The 18,699-nt window shown below is 38.3% G+C and carries 21 protein-coding genes and 1 other annotated feature; of the genes, 19 read left to right on the forward strand and 2 right to left on the reverse strand.

Translation table 11 applies throughout. The annotated features are described in order from the left end of the window. The first annotated feature begins 41 nt into the window (after positions 1-41). The 9 genes from MHH98_RS05640 to pheA all read left to right on the forward strand — a co-directional run bounded on the left by MHH98_RS05640 (position 42) and on the right by pheA (position 5,862). Positions 42-584, forward strand: a complete 543-nt coding sequence (locus tag MHH98_RS05640; RefSeq protein ID WP_038187405.1) for a peptidoglycan DD-metalloendopeptidase family protein — start codon at positions 42-44, stop codon at positions 582-584. After that, entirely contained in the window at positions 581-1,213 is a 633-nt protein-coding gene (locus MHH98_RS05645; protein WP_340712278.1) for a site-2 protease family protein, read from the forward strand. Before MHH98_RS05640 ends, MHH98_RS05645 begins: the two co-directional genes overlap by 4 nt. Before the next feature lie 45 nt (positions 1,214-1,258). Beyond that, positions 1,259-1,335, forward strand: a sequence feature (ribosomal protein L21 leader region). Between the two features lie 13 nt (positions 1,336-1,348). Further along, positions 1,349-1,657, forward strand: a complete 309-nt coding sequence (gene rplU, locus MHH98_RS05650; protein ID WP_038187403.1) for a 50S ribosomal protein L21 — start codon at positions 1,349-1,351, stop codon at positions 1,655-1,657. Positions 1,658-1,672: 15 nt separating this feature from the next. Then, a complete protein-coding gene (locus MHH98_RS05655; RefSeq protein WP_038187401.1) occupies positions 1,673-2,011 on the forward strand; it encodes a ribosomal-processing cysteine protease Prp in 339 nt (112 codons plus the stop codon). A gap of 15 nt (positions 2,012-2,026) precedes the next feature. Further along, positions 2,027-2,320: a 50S ribosomal protein L27 gene (gene rpmA, locus MHH98_RS05660; RefSeq protein WP_038188306.1), complete on the forward strand. Its 294-nt coding sequence runs from the start codon at positions 2,027-2,029 to the stop codon at positions 2,318-2,320. A 349-nt stretch (positions 2,321-2,669) separates the two neighbouring features. Then, the gene (locus MHH98_RS05665) at positions 2,670-3,206 is read left to right on the forward strand and encodes a Spo0B domain-containing protein (RefSeq protein ID WP_038187388.1); all 537 of its coding nucleotides are present in this window, start codon (positions 2,670-2,672) and stop codon (positions 3,204-3,206) included. Next, a complete protein-coding gene (obgE, locus tag MHH98_RS05670; protein ID WP_038187386.1) occupies positions 3,207-4,496 on the forward strand; it encodes a GTPase ObgE in 1,290 nt (429 codons plus the stop codon). A 19-nt stretch (positions 4,497-4,515) separates the two neighbouring features. Next, positions 4,516-4,971 carry an ACT domain-containing protein gene (locus MHH98_RS05675; RefSeq protein ID WP_038187384.1) on the forward strand — a complete coding sequence of 152 codons (456 nt, stop codon included), beginning with the start codon at positions 4,516-4,518 and terminating at the stop codon, positions 4,969-4,971. A gap of 15 nt (positions 4,972-4,986) precedes the next feature. Next, positions 4,987-5,862 carry a prephenate dehydratase gene (pheA, locus tag MHH98_RS05680; protein ID WP_340712279.1) on the forward strand — a complete coding sequence of 292 codons (876 nt, stop codon included), beginning with the start codon at positions 4,987-4,989 and terminating at the stop codon, positions 5,860-5,862. Between the two features lie 55 nt (positions 5,863-5,917). Here pheA and MHH98_RS05685 read toward each other — a convergent pair whose 3' ends face one another. Beyond that, positions 5,918-6,451, reverse strand: a complete 534-nt coding sequence (locus MHH98_RS05685) for a transcription repressor NadR (protein WP_340712280.1) — start codon at positions 6,449-6,451, stop codon at positions 5,918-5,920. A gap of 137 nt (positions 6,452-6,588) precedes the next feature. Here MHH98_RS05685 and MHH98_RS05690 point away from each other — a divergent pair, with 137 nt between their 5' ends. The 8 genes from MHH98_RS05690 to MHH98_RS05725 all read left to right on the forward strand — a co-directional run bounded on the left by MHH98_RS05690 (position 6,589) and on the right by MHH98_RS05725 (position 14,082). Next, on the forward strand, positions 6,589-8,001 hold the full coding sequence (locus MHH98_RS05690) for a LysM peptidoglycan-binding domain-containing protein (protein ID WP_340712281.1): 1,413 nt from the start codon (positions 6,589-6,591) through the stop codon (positions 7,999-8,001). A 1-nt stretch (position 8,002) separates the two neighbouring features. After that, positions 8,003-8,866, forward strand: a complete 864-nt coding sequence (locus tag MHH98_RS05695; RefSeq protein ID WP_083669536.1) for a phosphotransferase — start codon at positions 8,003-8,005, stop codon at positions 8,864-8,866. 163 nt (positions 8,867-9,029) lie between these two features. Next, entirely contained in the window at positions 9,030-9,650 is a 621-nt protein-coding gene (gene ruvA, locus MHH98_RS05700; RefSeq protein WP_038187374.1) for a Holliday junction branch migration protein RuvA, read from the forward strand. Between the two features lie 18 nt (positions 9,651-9,668). Further along, positions 9,669-10,673 (forward strand): Holliday junction branch migration DNA helicase RuvB, encoded by a 1,005-nt coding sequence (gene ruvB / locus MHH98_RS05705; RefSeq protein WP_038187371.1) that lies wholly within the window; start codon positions 9,669-9,671, stop codon positions 10,671-10,673. 18 nt (positions 10,674-10,691) lie between these two features. Further along, entirely contained in the window at positions 10,692-11,744 is a 1,053-nt protein-coding gene (gene queA / locus MHH98_RS05710; RefSeq protein WP_038187368.1) for a tRNA preQ1(34) S-adenosylmethionine ribosyltransferase-isomerase QueA, read from the forward strand. A gap of 3 nt (positions 11,745-11,747) precedes the next feature. Beyond that, positions 11,748-12,890, forward strand: a complete 1,143-nt coding sequence (gene tgt, locus MHH98_RS05715) for a tRNA guanosine(34) transglycosylase Tgt (protein ID WP_038187365.1) — start codon at positions 11,748-11,750, stop codon at positions 12,888-12,890. A 44-nt stretch (positions 12,891-12,934) separates the two neighbouring features. Next, on the forward strand, positions 12,935-13,204 hold the full coding sequence (gene yajC / locus MHH98_RS05720) for a preprotein translocase subunit YajC (RefSeq protein ID WP_340712282.1): 270 nt from the start codon (positions 12,935-12,937) through the stop codon (positions 13,202-13,204). A 236-nt stretch (positions 13,205-13,440) separates the two neighbouring features. Continuing rightward, the gene (locus MHH98_RS05725) at positions 13,441-14,082 is read left to right on the forward strand and encodes a DUF421 domain-containing protein (RefSeq protein ID WP_038187359.1); all 642 of its coding nucleotides are present in this window, start codon (positions 13,441-13,443) and stop codon (positions 14,080-14,082) included. Here MHH98_RS05725 and MHH98_RS05730 read toward each other — a convergent pair. Continuing rightward, on the reverse strand, positions 14,077-15,594 hold the full coding sequence (locus tag MHH98_RS05730; protein ID WP_038187356.1) for a putative polysaccharide biosynthesis protein: 1,518 nt from the start codon (positions 15,592-15,594) through the stop codon (positions 14,077-14,079). The two genes, MHH98_RS05725 and MHH98_RS05730, sit on opposite strands and share 6 nt — an antisense overlap. 94 nt (positions 15,595-15,688) lie before the next feature. Between MHH98_RS05730 and MHH98_RS05735 the strand changes: the two genes are divergently transcribed. Then, on the forward strand, positions 15,689-16,006 hold the full coding sequence (locus MHH98_RS05735) for a post-transcriptional regulator (protein ID WP_038187354.1): 318 nt from the start codon (positions 15,689-15,691) through the stop codon (positions 16,004-16,006). Positions 16,007-16,296: 290 nt separating this feature from the next. Next, positions 16,297-18,567: a protein translocase subunit SecDF gene (gene secDF / locus MHH98_RS05740; RefSeq protein ID WP_038187351.1), complete on the forward strand. Its 2,271-nt coding sequence runs from the start codon at positions 16,297-16,299 to the stop codon at positions 18,565-18,567. Positions 18,568-18,699: the final 132 nt, after the last annotated feature.

The raw sequence follows: 18,699 nt of genomic DNA on the forward strand, positions 1-18,699 counted from the left end.
TACTCATATATTGCAATAAAGAATACTATGAGGTGAAGAGTTTGAAGAATAAATTGAAGTGGATTTTGGCATTCCTCATTACACTTTGTGTTGTCATGATTTCAACACTTGAAAAAAACGGCACGATGCAGACGAATATTAAGCAAATTACAAGTACTGGTGAAGATTTTGTAGTGCTACGAAATTGGACAAAGGGTTTGCTTAATCCAGATGCTAAAGAAGTTGATTCAATAACTGTTACAGCTCCTTTATATGAGGGAGAGCTCGCTACATTTTCCACTTTACAGCCGTTCTCGAACGGTACTTTACTGTCTTATAAAGAGAATATAAGTATACGTGCCAAACAAGATGGACTTGTCATTTTCACTGGCCATACGCAATCACTTGGGAAAACGATGACAGTTATTTATGAGAATGGAGAAAATGTTACGTATGGCTTTTTAGACGAATTGACAATATTACCGTATACCTCAGTTAAGGAGGGAGAAACAATTTCGAATTTAACATCAGGGCGTCTTTATTTACAAGTTGAGAAAAAAGGAACTATGCTTGATTCAACCGCGATAAAAGAGTGGTTGAAGTGAGAGAGAAATTAAGCATATTGAAATTTCGGATACATCCTACAATGATACCGATAATCATTATATTATTGTTATCAGGTAATGTAGCACATTATGCCATGATTCTCGGTTCATTGCTTTGGCATGAATGCGGACATTTAATAGCAGCTAACAAATATAAGCTTAAAATTGAAGGCTGCACGATCATGCCTTATGGAGGGGAAATTAGACTTGCAAAAACACAGCTGATTCGTAAAAAGTATAGGTTGGTTGTTGCGGCTGCAGGGCCGATAGCTACTTCTTTTCTCTTGATTTTAGCTCTGTTCATGCCAGGGGCGATTCAAGAACCGCTGGTATACATACAGTTCTTTATTTTATTTATTAATCTATTGCCTATTTGGCCGTTGGATGGTGGTCGTATAATCGAAATCTTATTAAGTGGAAAACGACCTCTATATGAAATACATGAGTTTTTTTTAAAGTATTCGATTATTACGTGTTTAGCGGTTTTACTGTGCTGTATATTATTATTACCAAAATCGGTATTTTTGCTCTTTTTATTTCTTTTTATTTTATTTCAAAATATAAAAGAATGGCGATATCGGAAATATACTAAAGCATTTGAAAAGTATGCGTTGAATATATTGACGTAATAGTTTCTATGTGGTAGTATTTTAATGTTATTGTTTGTAGCACCCGTGCTACTACAACCGCGCTGAAAAGGTTTTAAGTATCTTTCGGGATCACCTGATTGAGGGCGAGTCTGAGTTATAAGAGGAGGTGCAGATATGTACGCAATTATCGAAACTGGTGGTAAACAAATCAAAGTTGAAGCTGGCCAAGAAATCTACGTTGAGAAATTAAACGCAGAAGATGGTGAAGTGGTTACTTTTGACAAAGTTTTATTCGTAGGTGGCGAAGCAGTTAAAGTTGGTGCTCCATTCGTGGAAGGCGCTACTGTAACAGCTAAAGTTGAAAAACACGGTCGTCAAAAGAAAATCGTTGTTTTCAAACTTAAAGCTAAGAAAAACTACCGTCGTAAACAAGGTCACCGTCAACCTTATACTAAATTAGTAGTTGAAGCTATCAACGCTTAATAGTGAGGTGATTAAATGATCCAAGTAACAATTAATCACGATGAAAAAAGACATGTATCTTCATTTGAAATGAAAGGTCACGCAGATTTTGATGAATCAGGGAAAGATTTAGTGTGTGCAGGCGCATCAGCAATTGCTTTCGGCACTGTTAATGCCATGTACCAACTATTAAATGTGGAACCTACAATTCAGCAAGAGGGTGAAGGTGGATATCTCCACGTCACATTGCCAGCCAATCTAGATGAAGAATTAGACAGTCGCTTACAATTAGTTGTTCAAACAATGGTTGCACAGTTGTATACAATTGTGCAAAGTTACGGACAATATATTCAGATATCATATTCCCAAATGTAGGAGGTGGAACAGATGATGTTATTAACTTTAGATCTTCAGTTTTTCGCTTCGAAAAAAGGGGTAGGTTCTACTAAGAACGGTCGTGACTCTGAGTCAAAACGCCTTGGAGCTAAACGTGCCGATGGTCAATTCGTTTCTGGTGGATCAATTCTTTACCGTCAACGCGGTACTAAAATTTATCCAGGTGAAAACGTTGGCCGCGGTGGAGACGATACACTTTTCGCAAAAGTTGACGGCGTAGTTAAATTTGAACGCTACGGTCGCGACAAGAAAAAAGTAAGTGTATACCCTGTCGCTCAAGAAGCTTAATTTCAAAAGCTAAGGACTGCATTTATTGCAGTCCTTTTTTAAATGAATAAGCAAGTATATATCTTTTAATCATGTCCAGGCATTCGCGCCACCCTCGAGGTCGTTTCAATTCCTCTAATGAAAGTAGGAAAGACAATTTCGTTTTCGGGCGTTCCAACGCTTCTCGGAGGTGAACGGGCACGATTGCGCTTTTATTATTCACTGGTAAAAAGTATGTTTTTAGTAACCAGTTCCTGTTCTAAATCGGCTTTCGCTCAAGTTAGCGGAAGCCTTGTTTTTCTAATGCGAGAAAAACCGATGAAAAATTGGTATACTGAAGACTGAACATCTTATTGGAGGAGTGTGTACAATGACTGAAAAGCCTCTCACCGTAAATGAAGTGCTACGCTTTGCACACCATGATTTTTTAAATCAGCTTCAACTAATAAAGATTAATTTGGATATGGGTCGTGTAGAGGATTCGAAGGAAGTAATTTCTGGAGTGGCCGAACAATGTCGTATCTTTTTCAATATTAATCAATTAGGATTACCAAAAACGATTGAATGGTTACACACATTGAAATGGCGTTATCCGTCCTATCAAGTAACTATTCAAAGTAACGTTGATTCTGAGGTGGATATAGCATTAGATGGACCGATCAAAGAACATTTAGAGCGGACTGTCTCCTATGTATACTCTTCATTAAACCCATATATAGAGCAAAATCTATCACTTCATATCAACTCAACGCAAGAACAATTAGAAATTTCATTTCATTTAAAAGGCTTATGGGATATGGAGCCATTCAAAGAAAAATTAGATCATCAATCCATAATGATTAAAAATAATCATTATACAAATGAAGATTGGTGTTATTGCATAGAAGCAAGCAAGGAGGGTATTTAAATGTTTGTAGATCACGTTAAAGTGTTTGTTAAAGGTGGAGACGGCGGAGATGGTATGGTGGCTTTCCGTCGCGAAAAATTTATACCAAATGGTGGCCCAGCAGGTGGCGATGGTGGTAACGGTGGAGACTTAATCTTTATCGTTGAAGAAGGACTACGTACATTAATGGATTTCCGCTATAAACGTCATTTTAAAGCAGAACGCGGTAATCATGGTATGAGTAAAAACCAACACGGTAAAAATGCGGAAGATTATTATGTAAAAGTGCCACCTGGTACAATCGTAACTTCTGAAGAAGATGGTAGAGTAATTGCTGATTTAGTAGAGCATGGTCAAACGGCAGTTATTGCTCGTGGTGGACGTGGAGGACGAGGAAACTCTCGTTTTGCTACACCTTCAAATCCAGCGCCAGAACTTTCTGAAAAAGGCGAGCCAGGACAAGAACTTAATGTTATATTAGAGTTAAAGGTATTAGCAGATGTAGGTTTAGTCGGTTTCCCAAGTGTAGGTAAATCAACATTACTGTCAGTTGTTACTGCAGCAAAACCGAAAATTGGTGCATATCATTTCACAACAATTGTGCCGAACTTAGGTATGGTTGAAACAGAGGACGGCCGTAGTTTCGCTATGGCAGATTTACCAGGATTAATCGAAGGAGCTCATCAAGGTGTAGGATTAGGACATCAATTCCTACGTCATATTGAACGTACGCGCGTAATCGTGCATGTGATTGATATGTCTGGTATGGAAGGTCGCGATCCTTACGACGACTACTTAACGATTAACAAAGAATTAGAACAATATAATCTACGTTTAACAGAGCGTCCACAAATTATTGTTGCCAATAAAATGGACATGCCTGATGCGGAAGAAAACTTACAAGCTTTCCGTGAAAAAGTTGGAGAAGATGCGAGAATTTTCGCGATTTCTGCTGTTTCACGTAAAGGATTGAAAGAATTACTATTCGCTGTAGCAGACTTATTAGAAGTAACACCTGAATTTGCATTGAACGATGTGGAAGAAGAAGAAACGGATGCGACTGTTTTATACAAACATGAATCACAAGGTCCGGACTTCGAAGTTTCACGTGATGATGATGGTTCTTACGTATTAAGCGGCTCTTCTATCGAAAGATTATTCAAAATGACTGACTTTAGTCGTGAAGATTCAATTCGACGCTTTGCTCGTCAATTACGCGGAATGGGCGTTGACGAAGCATTAAGAGAACGTGGCGCTGAAAATGGCGATATTGTTCGATTACTTGAATTCGAATTTGAATTTATAGAGTAAGAATTTAGGGGGAAAAGAGATGAAAAATGTAGCAGATCAACGCTATTATTTAGTACGCGAAGATGTTCTGACAGATGCCATGCAAAAGACACTTGATGCAAAGTATTTATTACAGACAGGTGCCGTTTCATCAATATGGGATGCTGTTAAGCAAGTAGATTTATCTCGTAGTGCATTTTATAAATATCGAGATGCTGTTTTCCCCTTCCACTCTATCGTTCAAGAACGTATTTTAACTGTTTTTTTACAGCTAGAAGACCGTAAAGGGACATTAGCACGTCTATTATCGACTGTTACAGAAACACATTGTAATATCTTAACTATTCACCAAACGATTCCGATTCAAGGAAGAGCGAACGTGACATTATCGTTAGATGTGACAGCGATGGATATAGAGTTAGATGATTTAATACAGCAACTAAAAAAATTAGATTTTGTAGAGTCAGCAGAGGTAATTAGTTCAGGAGCATTATAAGGGGGCTTTTTTGAATTGACATCAAAAGAGTGGGAAAATAGAGTGGCTTATTTAGGCCCAACAGGCACGTTTACGTATTTAGCTACGCAAGAGTTATTTCCAAACGAATGGCTTATTCCTTACAAAACAATTCCAGAGTGCATTGAAGCGGTCGCATCCAATCAAGTGGATTTAGCAGTAGTACCTGTAGAAAATGCGCTTGAGGGATCTGTACCGTTAACGATTGACTATTTATATCATGAAGCGGATTTATATGTAGTTGGAGAAGTTTTATCTCCAATTGCACAACATTTAATGGTAAATCCAAAATTTGCTGATCATTGGGAAGGTATTGAGGGTATATATTCACACCCTCATGCACTTGCTCAATGTCATAAATATTTGTACTACAGATTTAGAGGAATTCAGTTAAATCCAACGACATCGACGGCAGCGGCAGCACAGTATATAGCTGAAAACCCCGATCAATGTATTGCTGCAATTGGTAACAGTTCGGCAGCAGAAACTTATGGCTTAAAAATTGTTCAAGATAATATTCATGATTTCCATTTTAATCATACACGCTTTTTTGTTTTATCTAGAACCAATCAACGGATTGAAAGAGATCATCGTGATGAACAGATAAAAACAACGGTAATGATTACATTACCTAATGACCGTTCAGGAGCATTACATCAAGTACTATCCGTATTTGCATGGCGTCAAATCAACTTAAGTAAAATCGAGTCAAGGCCGTTAAAAACAGGACTGGGTGACTATTTCTTTATCGTTGACGTGTTAGAAGATGAAAATGCACCAATGATGAGAGGTGCGATGGATGAGCTATCTGCATTAGGATGCTCAGTGAAATCACTCGGCACTTATTATATATACCAAAATAGCCATGACTGATATACGAGAAAAAACTCTTAGCATCTTTGCTAAGAGTTTTTTTGTATGCTGGTATTTAATTTGTCGTAATTAAAAAGCCTTTCGATTGTAATTGCTGTATAGCAAAATTTATTTTTTCTTCAGAGGAAGCAGAAATAAGATGGATATGAATTCCTTCTGTTAATTCCAATAGAAGATTCGAATTTGTATCGGCAAGCTTTTGCATAAATTGTTGAACGTCATGACGACTAGAGACCATAATGGAAGCGGTAATCTCTCCATATACGGCATGTTCTACAGTAACGTTTTTCACTGTGACTCCCGCATCGACAAATATATTTAATTCTTCTTCTGTATCGGCAGATGTATGACGACATGCAATCTGACGTTCACTGCAGTTTGTATCTTCATTAGAAGTAAATAGTATATACCCTTGGCTTGTCGCCATAATCGGTATGTTACGTGCTTTTAATAAGGCCATATCACTGACAATTACTTGTCTCGAAACGCTGGTGCGTTTAGCAAGTTCAGTACCGGTAATTGGTTGTCCCTCTTGCTTTAACATGTCTAAAAGAATATCTCTACGTTCTTCTCCTAATAATTTTTTCATCTAAATCACCTCGAATACAAGCATAAATTGCCCTTCTCAACTCATAGTGTAACATGAAAGGCACTCACTGAAATATAAAATCGGGTGACCAATTGTGAAAGCTTTTCATATGATAGAAAGACGGAAGGAGGAAAAAAATGCGCACTCATACGGTCCAAAAAGGCGATACTTTATGGAAAATCGCAAGACAGTATGGCATTTCTTTTGAAGATTTGAAACGCTTAAATGCTCATTTGGCGAATCCGGATTATATCGTACCGGGTATGGAAATTTTCTTGCCTGCTGTACCAAAGAAGGAAGCGCCGAATCACTCACATAAGGAGCACCCAGTGAAAGAAGCACCAATACATCAGCCAGTAAAAGAAGCACCGATACACCATCCGGTGAAAGAGGCACCGATACACCATCCAGTGAAAGAGGCACCGAAACATCACCCGGTGAAAGAAGCACCAAAACACCAACCGGTGAAGGAAGCACCAAAACATTATCCTGTAAAAGAAGCACCAAAACATGTACCAGTAAAAGAAGCGCCGAAACATGTCCCAGTAAAAGAAGCACCTATTGTAGAGCCGGCACCAATTCCACATATGCATCCACATGTGCAACAACGTCCAGTCAAAACACGTATAGAGTTTGTTGAACAACATGAGGAGGAAATAATTATTCAACCGTTAGTAGAAACTAAACCAACAAAACCTATACAAACAAGCCCATCAGGGGAGATGCCACCAAGTCCACCACCACCAATTCCGCCAATGGGAATGCAGCCATGTCCACCGGAAATGCCGTCATGGCCACAGATGGGGATGCCACCATGTCCACCGGAAATGCCGTCATGGCCACAGATGGGGATGCCATCGTGTCCGCCGTCAGGAATGCCGCAGTGGGGTGGTGCAGAACAAATGCCGATGCCAATGCCAATGCCAATGCCAATGCCGCAAGTACCAAATTGGCAAAATCAACAGCCTTGGCCACCAATGGGAATGCAACCAAGCCCACCAATGGGAATGCAACCAAGCCCACCAATGGGAATGCAACCAAGCCCACCGATGGGAATGCAACCAAGCCCACCGATGGGAATGCAACCAAGCCCACCGATGGGAATGCAGCCAAGTCCACCGATGGGAATGCAGCCAAGTCCACCATCCGGAATGCCACCAAGTCCCCCATCAGGTTGGCAAATGCCTGAATCAACTAGAGATTGTGGATTTGATGAGTCTCCATTTATGGGACATCATCATGGTCCGCTACAACCAATGCAGCCGCAATGGCAACAACCAATGCAACCAGAATGGCAGCAACCAATGCAGCCACAGTGGCAACAATCAATGCAACCGCAGTGGCCGGTTCAGGGACAACAATGGCAGCAACCTGACATGATGATGCCAAGTATGCCAATGCAATTCTATCCAACGCCAATGCCGATGCCGATGCCGATGCCAACGCCAATGCCAATGCCAATGCCAAATTGGAATACTTCTCCGTGCGGTTGTCAGCAACCACAACCACAACCGTACCCGCAGCCGAGAACCTCTGTAGACTATAATTGATGTGAATCAAAGCGGTATTTTCAGGAGGGTTAAGCCAAACGTTTGGCAATGGACTATTAATGGGCATAATTATTCGATTAAACGCTACACGAATAAAGGGACGGCTGACAAGGTTCGTATTGTTCATCAACAATTAAAAAAGGCTAAATTTCCGAATATATTACCGGTTATTGCAAGTGATGATCCTACTGCTATTGTGCAACCGTGGGCATCTAATGTGCGAGCGGTAAAATTTAATCGTATGGAAGAACGTACTAAGACGTTAGAATTATTATATAAATTACATGCAACAAATAGTGACATTAATTGGCCTGAGTTTGGGGTATTTTTGCCACAATATGATTTACAGTTAAAATGGCAGGATCGTTTATCAAAATTCAAGGCTAAAAAAGAACAAATAGCCCAGTTTTTGGGCGTCCCAGCTGTAGATCAGCTTATTATTTATGCGGAACAAGCTTTAAAAAGTATGCAACTAGTAAAAAATAAAAAAACAACAATTTTGCATGGAGATGTTGTGCATCATAATTTTCTAATGACGGAGAAAGGCAAGGTGTATTTGATTGATTTTGATTTAGCAGCAGTTGGTCATGCTGAAGATGAAATCATCATGTGGATGCATCGTGTACTTCCTCATGTAGATTATAATTTGCCTAAACTTTTAGAGGAGCAGCCACTTTTGCAGGGATTTCCGAAAGAACAATTACTGGCGATTCGTTATCCTAATGAGCTGTTAAGAGAATGGTTATATGTTGATGTCATTGCTACACAGCGCAAAGCGGCTTTCATCGAAGAACTTGTGGCATTTACGAATGTGGCGCTCTCATCTTGGCCAAAATTATGGTATGATAGTGGAAGTCTGGAATAGAATAGGTGTTTGTCTTTTTTGAGAAAAGAAAATGACAAATAAAGCTTCAGATAGGTCGTTTAGGCGATCTATCTTTTTCTACTGCCATTTGGACAAAGGTCCGACATCCTAATGTAACAAATAATATGCTATAATCATAGCGTTGAATATAAGGGGAATTGCCATGTATGACTACATAATTGGACAAGTAACAAGAGTTACTCCAGAATATATTGTCATGGAGCAGCAAGGGATTGGCTGGCAATTATATACGCCAAATCCGTTTGCGTTTCATGTTCAAGAGGAATCACTGCAAGTCTATACGCATCATCACGTAAGAGAAGATGCACATCTACTATTTGCTTTTAAATCGTTAGAGCAACGTGAACTATTCCGCAAACTGATACAAGTATCAGGTATTGGACCTAAAGGAGCAATGGCCATTTTAGCAAGTGGCAACCCATCTCAAGTTATTCAAGCAATTGAGCAAGAAGATGAAGTTTTCCTTGTAAAGTTCCCAGGTGTCGGAAAGAAAACTGCTCGCCAAATGATTCTAGATTTAAAAGGAAAACTAGATGCTTTACTTGAAAATGTTGAGTTACCAAGTGGAGAAGATGAATTGCCGCTATTCGGAGTGAATCCGAATAAACATGAATTAGAGGAAGCTTTACTAGCGTTAACGGCATTGGGATATTCGGAGCGTGAGTTAACGAAAATTCGACCGCAACTTGATGAAGATAATCAACTTTCATCAACTGACGCCTATATGAAGAAAGCCTTACAACTATTATTAAAACAAAAATAAAAGAAAGGAGGAATAGTTATGGACGAGCGTGTTGTATCGAGTGAAGTATCCAATTTTGATGAACAATTTGAACAGTCATTAAGACCTCAAAATTTGGTTCAGTATATAGGTCAGCAAAAAGTAAAAGACAATTTGAAGATATTTATCGAAGCAGCGAGAATGAGGGAAGAAAGTCTTGATCATGTGCTTTTATACGGACCTCCAGGGCTCGGTAAAACGACTTTAGCGGCTGTTATTGCTAATGAGATGAATGTCCAAATTCGCATGACGAGCGGACCAGCAATTGAGCGTCCAGGAGATTTAGCTGCAATCGTCAGTTCTCTTGAGCCAGGGGATGTCCTATTTATCGATGAAATTCATCGTCTACCCCGAGCGATTGAGGAAGTATTGTACCCCGCAATGGAAGACTTTTGTTTAGATATTGTCGTAGGGAAAGGTCCTGCAGCGCGCTCTGTTCGACTTGACTTACCTCCTTTTACATTAGTAGGAGCAACTACAAGGGCAGGCGCATTATCAGCTCCCCTTCGAGATCGCTTCGGCGTGTTGTTAAGATTGGAATATTATGACGAGCTTTCATTAACAGAAATTGTTTGTAGAAGTGCTGTGCTATTTGATGTGAACATTGATAAAATAGCAGCAAGAGAAATTGCTCGCCGGTCCCGTGGGACACCCCGTGTCGCAAACCGATTACTAAAAAGAGTTAGAGACTATGCTCAAGTTATTGGAGACGGGGATATTACACTAGAAATGGCACAAGCTGCACTAGAGTTGTTACAAGTCGATCCGTTAGGTTTAGATCATATCGATCACAAATTAATTTCTACGATGATTGAACGTTTCCGAGGCGGTCCTGTTGGTTTAGATACGATTGCAGCAAGTATTGGGGAAGAATCAATGACAATTGAAGATGTCTATGAGCCCTATTTAATGCAGATTGGTTTCATCCAGCGAACACCAAGAGGACGCTTAGCGACTACATTAGCTTATGAGCATTTTGGCTATCCATTGCCATCACAAACATAAAACAAAAGGAAGTTAACAATGAAATTAGAAGACTTTGATTTTGAATTACCAGAAGAGTTAATCGCACAAACACCACTAGAAGACCGCACCTCAAGCCGTTTAATGGTAGTAGATCGTGATTCAGGTGAAGTGACACATCATACTTTCCGTGATATTATCGAAGAACTACACGAAGGTGATTGCCTTGTCTTAAATGATACACGTGTATTACCTGCACGTTTAATGGGTGTGAAAGAAGAAACAGGCGCGCATGTTGAAATATTACTATTAAAACAAACGTCAAATGAAGATGAATGGGAAACGCTAGTGAAACCTGCAAAACGTGTGAAAGTAGGAACTGAAATTACTTTCGGTGAAGGCCTGCTAAAAGCGACGTGTACAGGTGAGTTAGATCATGGTGGAAGACTATTTAAATTCAACTACGAAGGAATCTTCTATGAAATCTTAGACCAACTTGGAGAAATGCCTCTACCACCATATATTCGTGAAAAATTAGATGATCAAGATCGTTATCAAACGGTTTTTGCGAAAGAACGTGGTTCAGCAGCGGCTCCTACAGCAGGTTTACACTTCACAACAGACTTATTAGATGAAATTCGTGCAAAAGGTGTTAAAGTTGCTTTCTTAACATTGCATGTTGGATTAGGAACATTCCGTCCTGTTAATGTTGAGACAATAGAAACACATGCAATGCACTCTGAATTTTATAATCTAACAGAAGAAACAGCAACTATTATCAATGATACAAAAAGAAATGGTGGTCGTGTAATTGCAGTAGGTACAACATCTACTCGTACACTTGAAACAATAGCAGAACGCCATGATGGTAACATTGTAGCTGATAGTGGTTGGACTTCGATTTTCATCTACCCAGGTTTTGAATACAAATCAATTGATGGTTTAATCACAAACTTCCATTTACCAAAATCAACGCTAGTTATGTTAGTAAGTGCATTAACAACCCGTGAAATAATATTAAATGCTTACAATATCGCAGTACAAGAACGCTATCGCTTTTTTAGCTTTGGCGATGCGATGTTTATCCGTCCAAAAGCAAAGAAAGGAAATTAATCAATGTCTCAAGCAATCAGATATGAGCTAATTAAAACAGATAAGCAAACAGGCGCACGCCTTGGTATCGTGCATACTCCGCACGGTTCATTCGAGACACCAGCATTTATGCCGGTAGGTACTCAAGCTTCTGTTAAAACAATGTCTCCAGAAGAAGTAAAAGATATGGGAGCAGGAATTATTTTAAGCAATACGTACCATCTATGGCTTCGTCCAGGTCACGAAATTGTTCGTGAAGCAGGAGGTCTCCATAAATTTATGAACTGGGATCGTCCAATTTTGACAGATTCGGGTGGCTTCCAAGTATTTAGCTTAAGCCATATTCGTAAAATTGAAGAAGAAGGCGTTCATTTCCGTAATCACTTAAATGGTGATAAACTATTCTTAAGCCCTGAAAAAGCGATGGAAATTCAAAATGCACTGGGCGCAGATATTATGATGGCATTTGATGAATGTCCTCCGTTCCCAGCTACTTTTGAATATATGAAAGCTAGTGTGGAACGTACTTCTCGCTGGGCAGAGCGTTGTTTAGAAGCTCATGCCCGTCCACAAGACCAAGGTCTATTTGGTATCGTCCAGGGTGGAGAATTTGAAGAGCTACGTAAGCAATCTGCAAAGGATCTTGTATCTATGGATTTCCCGGGCTACGCTATCGGTGGTCTATCAGTAGGGGAACCAAAAGATATCATGAACCGTATGCTTGAATATACAACACCGTTATTACCGGCAGAAAAACCTCGTTATTTAATGGGAGTAGGTTCTCCTGACTCATTAATCGATGGTGCAATTCGCGGAATTGACATGTTTGACTGCGTATTACCAACACGTATTGCTCGTAATGGTACATGCATGACAAGCGAAGGTCGATTAGTGATCAAAAATGCGAAATTCGCAAGAGACTTTGGTCCACTTGATCCGAACTGTGATTGCTACACTTGTCGCAATTATTCACGTGCGTATATTCGTCACTTGTTGAAAGCGGAAGAAACATTTGGAATCCGATTAACTTCTTATCATAATTTATATTTCTTGCAAGATTTAATGAGAAACGTAAGACAAGCGATCCGTGAAGATCGACTTGGTGATTTCCGAGAAGAGTTTTTTGAAGCATATGGTTTCAACAAACCAAATGCAAAAAATTTCTGATTCTTGTATACTATTGAAAGAAATAGAAAGGGGGATTTTATTCAATGGAATTTTTAACAGGTATTGGCCCGATTATTCTTATGTTTGGTGTGATGTATTTACTATTAATCCGTCCAGCACAAAAACAACGTAAGAAAACATCTCAAATGCAAAATAGTTTATCACGTGGCAATCAAATCGTGACAATCGGTGGATTGCACGGTGAAGTTGACGCAGTTGACGATACAACAGTTGTCATCAAAGTTGCTGATGGCACAAAACTTCGTTTCGAGCGCGCGGCTGTAGGTCGCATCGTTGAAAATGCAACTAACTAATAAATGCGTTCAAAAGGACTATTCCACACTTATGTTGTGGAGTAGTCTTTTTTTATACACAATATTTAAATAAGTATGTAACTGAAATTTGTAATAAGAGATTTTAAAGATAGTATAGAACAATTAATTTTTTTAAATTAACTAGACGATAGTTTAAAAAGTAACATTTTAGATACTAATGTTTTTTGTATAAATCGTTCAATCTTACACATTCTATATTAAAAAAGGAGTCGTGTATGAACGATTTATTGATTATCGGATTTCGTACCGTCTTTTTATATTTTGTTATTTTGATTATTTTTCGCCTCATGGGGAAACGAGAGGTTGGCGAGCTAAGCATGATTGATCTCGTCATATTCGTACTCATCGCTGAAGTTGCAGCATTTGCTATTGATGATCCGCAACGTAAGTTATTTGAATCTGTTCTGCCGATGATTATGCTGCTCGTTATCCAAGTTGTTTTGTCATTTATAACTTTAAAAAATAAAAAGATTCGTGATTTAATTGATGGTGGCCCGGTTACGATTATTCGAGATGGCGTTATTATGGAAAAGGAAATGAGGAGGTTGCGATATAATCTAAATGATTTATTCCAACAGTTAAGAGAACAGCAGGTAGGATCTGTTCAGCAAGTTGCTTACGCATTTTTAGAGCCATCTGGTAATCTTTCTGTTTTCGTAAAAAATGAGGACACCCCTGTTCTACCATATATTGTTGATGGGGAAGTACAAAATCGCAATCTCCAGTTAACACAAAGAACGGAAGAATGGTTAAGGGAAAAACTATTAGAGCAAGGTATTACTGACATTACGGAAATATTTTATTGCTGTTTTGAGGAGAATGAATTGCACATACAAAAAAAGGAAGCGGCATCATAGCCGTTTCCTAATTGTTCTTGTTAAATACATAAAGTCACGCCATCTAATTTGATTGAAAAGCATTAAAAGTACAGAAAGTATACCTAAGGTTATAGCACTATTCCAGATAACAGAAAGACCTGCAGTAGGCATTAGAATGGTACGAAATACTACTACGAAAATGAATATGCCATATGGGACGACAAATAATCGGAAGCCGGTATGCAAATATTTCTTCTGACGAATAGTTGCGATATGTAAAAAGGATGTGACGAGAACGCCGAAACCAATCGCAATGACCGCACCTTTTTCCTGTAAACCTGATTGAGAAGCAAGGACGAACATAATAAACAATTTACCAATACCGCCATACACAGCATTCATCATAGCTGCATTCGCCTCATCTACTGCTTGTAAAATTGAATTTAGTGGACTTTGAATATAATAAAAGAAAAAGACAGGAGATAATAATTTCACATAGCCACGATTTTCTTGTAGGTGAAAAAGTTTCATCGCAAGTTCATCACCGTGAATGAAAAAATATGTAGCCGCAAAACAGCCTACAAGCGTCGATAATCGAAGTGAAATTTGGACACGATCTTTTAATAACCGGTGATTGCCACGAGCAACAGCATCACTTACAGCAGGAATGAGCACAACTGATAGAGCAAATGGTACAAAAGCTGGGAATAATAATAATGGAACAAGTACACCAGAAATGACCCCATATAATTTTGTTGCAACGACGGTTGTCATTCCGGCTAAGGTTAGCGCCTTTAAAAAGATAATGGGCTCTAAAAACCATGTAAATGTACCAAAAATTTTACTACCAGTTGAAGGAAGAGCTACTTTTAATATTGGATTTGGTGGATAATACTCTTTTGATGGCTGTAGAACATCAGAACGCTTTACTTTTCGATAATGCCAATACAGATAGAGGAAAGCGACGGCTTCAGCAATTGCTGTAATGACCATAGCAAACCCTGCAGTTAGTGCTGGCTCTTCTACATTTACACCATAAGGTAATAAAAAAGTAATAAGAATAATACGGATAACCTGTTCCATTGTTTGAGACCAAGCCGTTTCAGCAATGCGTGCTAGTCCTTGAAAGAAAGATTTGAGCAGTGCGGATGCTGCGGCAACTGGAACCGTTGCCAAGCCAACATATAAAATAAGCATGGTCTGTCCGTCATGAAGTAAATTGTTGGACAAATACGGAATGAAAAGCATTATCAAAGGAAATAAGATAATACCTGCAAGAAAGGTCAATAAAGTAGCTGTTCTCATTACAGCACTTAATTGTTCTTTCTTTTTTTTCGCGTGCAGTTCAGCGATGATTTTCGCTACAGCAATTGGAATGCCGAGTTGGACTAGGGATAGGAAGAAAATAAAAGCCGGATATGCAGCCATATATGTGCCGACTGCCTCTTCGCCCGCAACCCTCATAAATTGCATTCGATACAAGAAACCCAAGAGCTTAGATAAGAACACAGCACCCATTAATAAAAAAGTGCCATGAAAAAAAGAAGTCAATACTATCCCTTCCTTCTCAATTCAAGAAAATTCGTATACAATTATCCTATGCAAGAACAGAAGCGGATAAAACTACCATAAAGGAAGTGAAATGATGGCAATCGAGTACGAGGCTTTATTTCAAAAGTTTTTACCAGCTTTAATTAGTAAAAGAAATGAATTTATCATGCAAGGTTTTAAAACGGTAACAGTGGAGGATATATGGGATGTATGTGTAAAAAAGAAATGGCGCAAGCGCAATATTCAGACATTGCGTCCTTATGAAATGGTTGAGGATTTATTTTCTTTAAGTACTGCACAATATATGACCTATACTCAAATCGAAGAATCAAAGACATCTAATTGGTTCTCAGAATTAAATCAAGACGAATTACAACTGCTATTACATGGGAATGGTAGTGAAGAACCTTAAATAAAAGTAAGAAAAGTTTTAAATAAATAATAAAAGGGTCAATTTGACAGTGGAGTCTACCTGTTTCATAATAGACCTGTTAAGTTTTAAAATTTGATGTTGTACGAATGAAACAAATTTTTTTACTAAAAAGCATTTTACGATACTTTTTATATCAGTTTTCATAAGGTATGAGCATTTAGTCTCGAAGTTTTTACAAGCTTTATGAATAAATTCGTGTCATAATATAGATTATTAAGTAAAATGTTTTATAAGTCATACCGCTGTATTTGTTTGAGGAGGAAGTTTGAATGAAATTAAGAAGCCGTATCGTTGCTTTTTTACTACTAGTAGTTGTTTTAGGTGCAACGATGAGTACGACTGTTCAAGGAGTCTTGAACAATATTAAACTAGGCCTTGATTTACAAGGTGGTTTTGAAGTTCTTTATCAAGTTGAGCCGTTAAGTGGTGGTCCGGAAATTACAGAAAATGATGTAAAGGATACAGCACAAGCACTATCACGACGTGTAAACGCACTGGGTGTTAGTGAACCGAGCATTCAAATTGAAGGTAAGGACCGCATTCGTGTTCAGTTAGCAGGTGTGGACGATCAAGAATCTGCTCGTGAATTACTTTCAACTGAGGCTAATTTAACATTCCGTGATGTTAACGATAACATCTTGTTAGACGGAAATGATTTGAAACAAGGCGGTGCATCTGGTTCCTTTGACGATAAGAATCGTCCTATTGTTACTTTGAAATTAAAAGATCCAGCAAAATTTGCTGAAGTAACAGGGAAAATTGCAGCTATGGGAGAACCAAATAACTTATTAGTCATTTGGTTAGACTTTGAAGAAGGTAAAGACTCCTACGCAGAAGAAGTTAAAAAGGCAAAACCTAAATTTGTTTCTGCCCCAGGAGTATCGCAAGTCATCAATTCATCAGACGTTCAAATTTCAGGCGCATTTACTGTTCAGGAAACAAAAGATTTATCTGGTATTTTAAATGCTGGTGCATTACCTGTTAAATTAGTTGAGAAATATTCAACTTCAGTAGGAGCACAATTCGGTGACCAAGCGCTGAAAAGTACGGTTTTTGCAAGTCTAGTTGGTATTGGGTTAATCTTTATCTTTATGCTTGTATATTATCGTCTACCAGGATTGGTAGCGAATTTAACATTAGTTGTTTTCACATTTTTAGTACTTGTTATCTTTGACTGGATTAATGCAGTTCTTACGCTACCAGGTATCGCAGCAATTGTACTGGGGGTAGGTATGGCCGTAGATGCCAATATCTTAATGTACGAGCGTATTCGTGAGGAATTACGAGTTGGTAAGTCCATTAAGGCAGCGTTTAACTCAGGTTCGAAATCTTCATTCTCAGCTATTTTCGATGCCAATATTACAACGCTTCTTGCGGCAGCTGTATTATTTATCTTCGGGACAAGCTCTGTTAAAGGTTTCGCAACAACATTAATGATTAGTATTTTAGTCAGCTTTATCACAGCTGTTTGGGGAACTCGTATTTTACTAGGCTTACTAGTAAACAGCGGATACTTCGATGGGAAAACAGGTTGGTTTGGCGTAAGTAAAAAGAAAGTACACAAAATTGAAGAAGGCGTAGATACATTAGATTTAACAACACGCTTTGATAAATTAGATTTTGTTCATAATCGTAAAAAATATTACGCAGCTTCGTTAATCTTTATTATTGTAGGGTTTACCATTTTAGGAATCTTCAAGCTGAACTTAGGAATTGATTTCTCAAGTGGTACTCGTGTGGAAGTTAAAGCTGAGCAACAGTTAACGAAAGAAGAAGTTTCTGATTTCATCAAAAAAGCTGGATTTGAATCAGAGGATATTGTAATTTCTGGTGAAAACAAAGACATTGGTGTTATTCGATATAAAGAAGACTTCTCAAAAGAAGAAATTAAAACAGTTAAAGCTGAATTTAAAAAAGAATTTGGTCACGAACCAAGTATTAGCACAGTATCTCCAACAGTTGGACAAGAGTTAGTAAAAAGTGCAATCAAAGCATTATCAATTGCAGCTCTTGGAATCATCATATATGTTGCCTTCCGTTTCGAATGGCGTATGGGTGTAGGTGCGATTGTATCATTACTGCATGACGTATTCTTTATGGTCGCGTTATTTAGTTTCTTCCGTCTCGAAGTAGATATTACATTTATTGCGGCTGTATTAACGATTGTTGGTTATTCAATAAACGATACAATTGTAACGTTTGACCGTATTCGTGAAAACTTACATCGTGTTGGTAAAATTAAAGATTCTGAAGACCTTGCCAACATTGTTAATAAATCGCTTCGTCAAACTTTAGGACGATCTGTAAATACAGTATTAACAGTAATTATTGTAGTAGTTGCATTATTGTTCTTAGGTGCACCTTCAATCCAAAACTTCTCGATTGCATTACTAATCGGGTTAATTACAGGTATGTATTCGTCAATCTTTATCGCAGCTCAAGTTTGGTTCTCGTTGAAAAAACGCCAAATGAAAAAGCAAGGTAACTTAGACGTTGGTAAAAAGAAAAAACAATGGGGCACTGACGAACCAGTCGTATAATTGAATACGAAAATGTTCAGCTCACTTAAACTACTCTGCACTTTAAAAGTGTAGAGTAGTTTTTTTGGATTTATAGCTATAGTTAAAGCTTGTTTTATCAATATCGAAAGTAAATGATTTAATATGTTTGGA

This window comes from Viridibacillus sp. FSL H8-0110, assembly GCF_038003565.1.
In the GTDB taxonomy this organism is placed as follows: Bacteria; Bacillota; Bacilli; order Bacillales_A; family Planococcaceae; genus Viridibacillus; species Viridibacillus arenosi.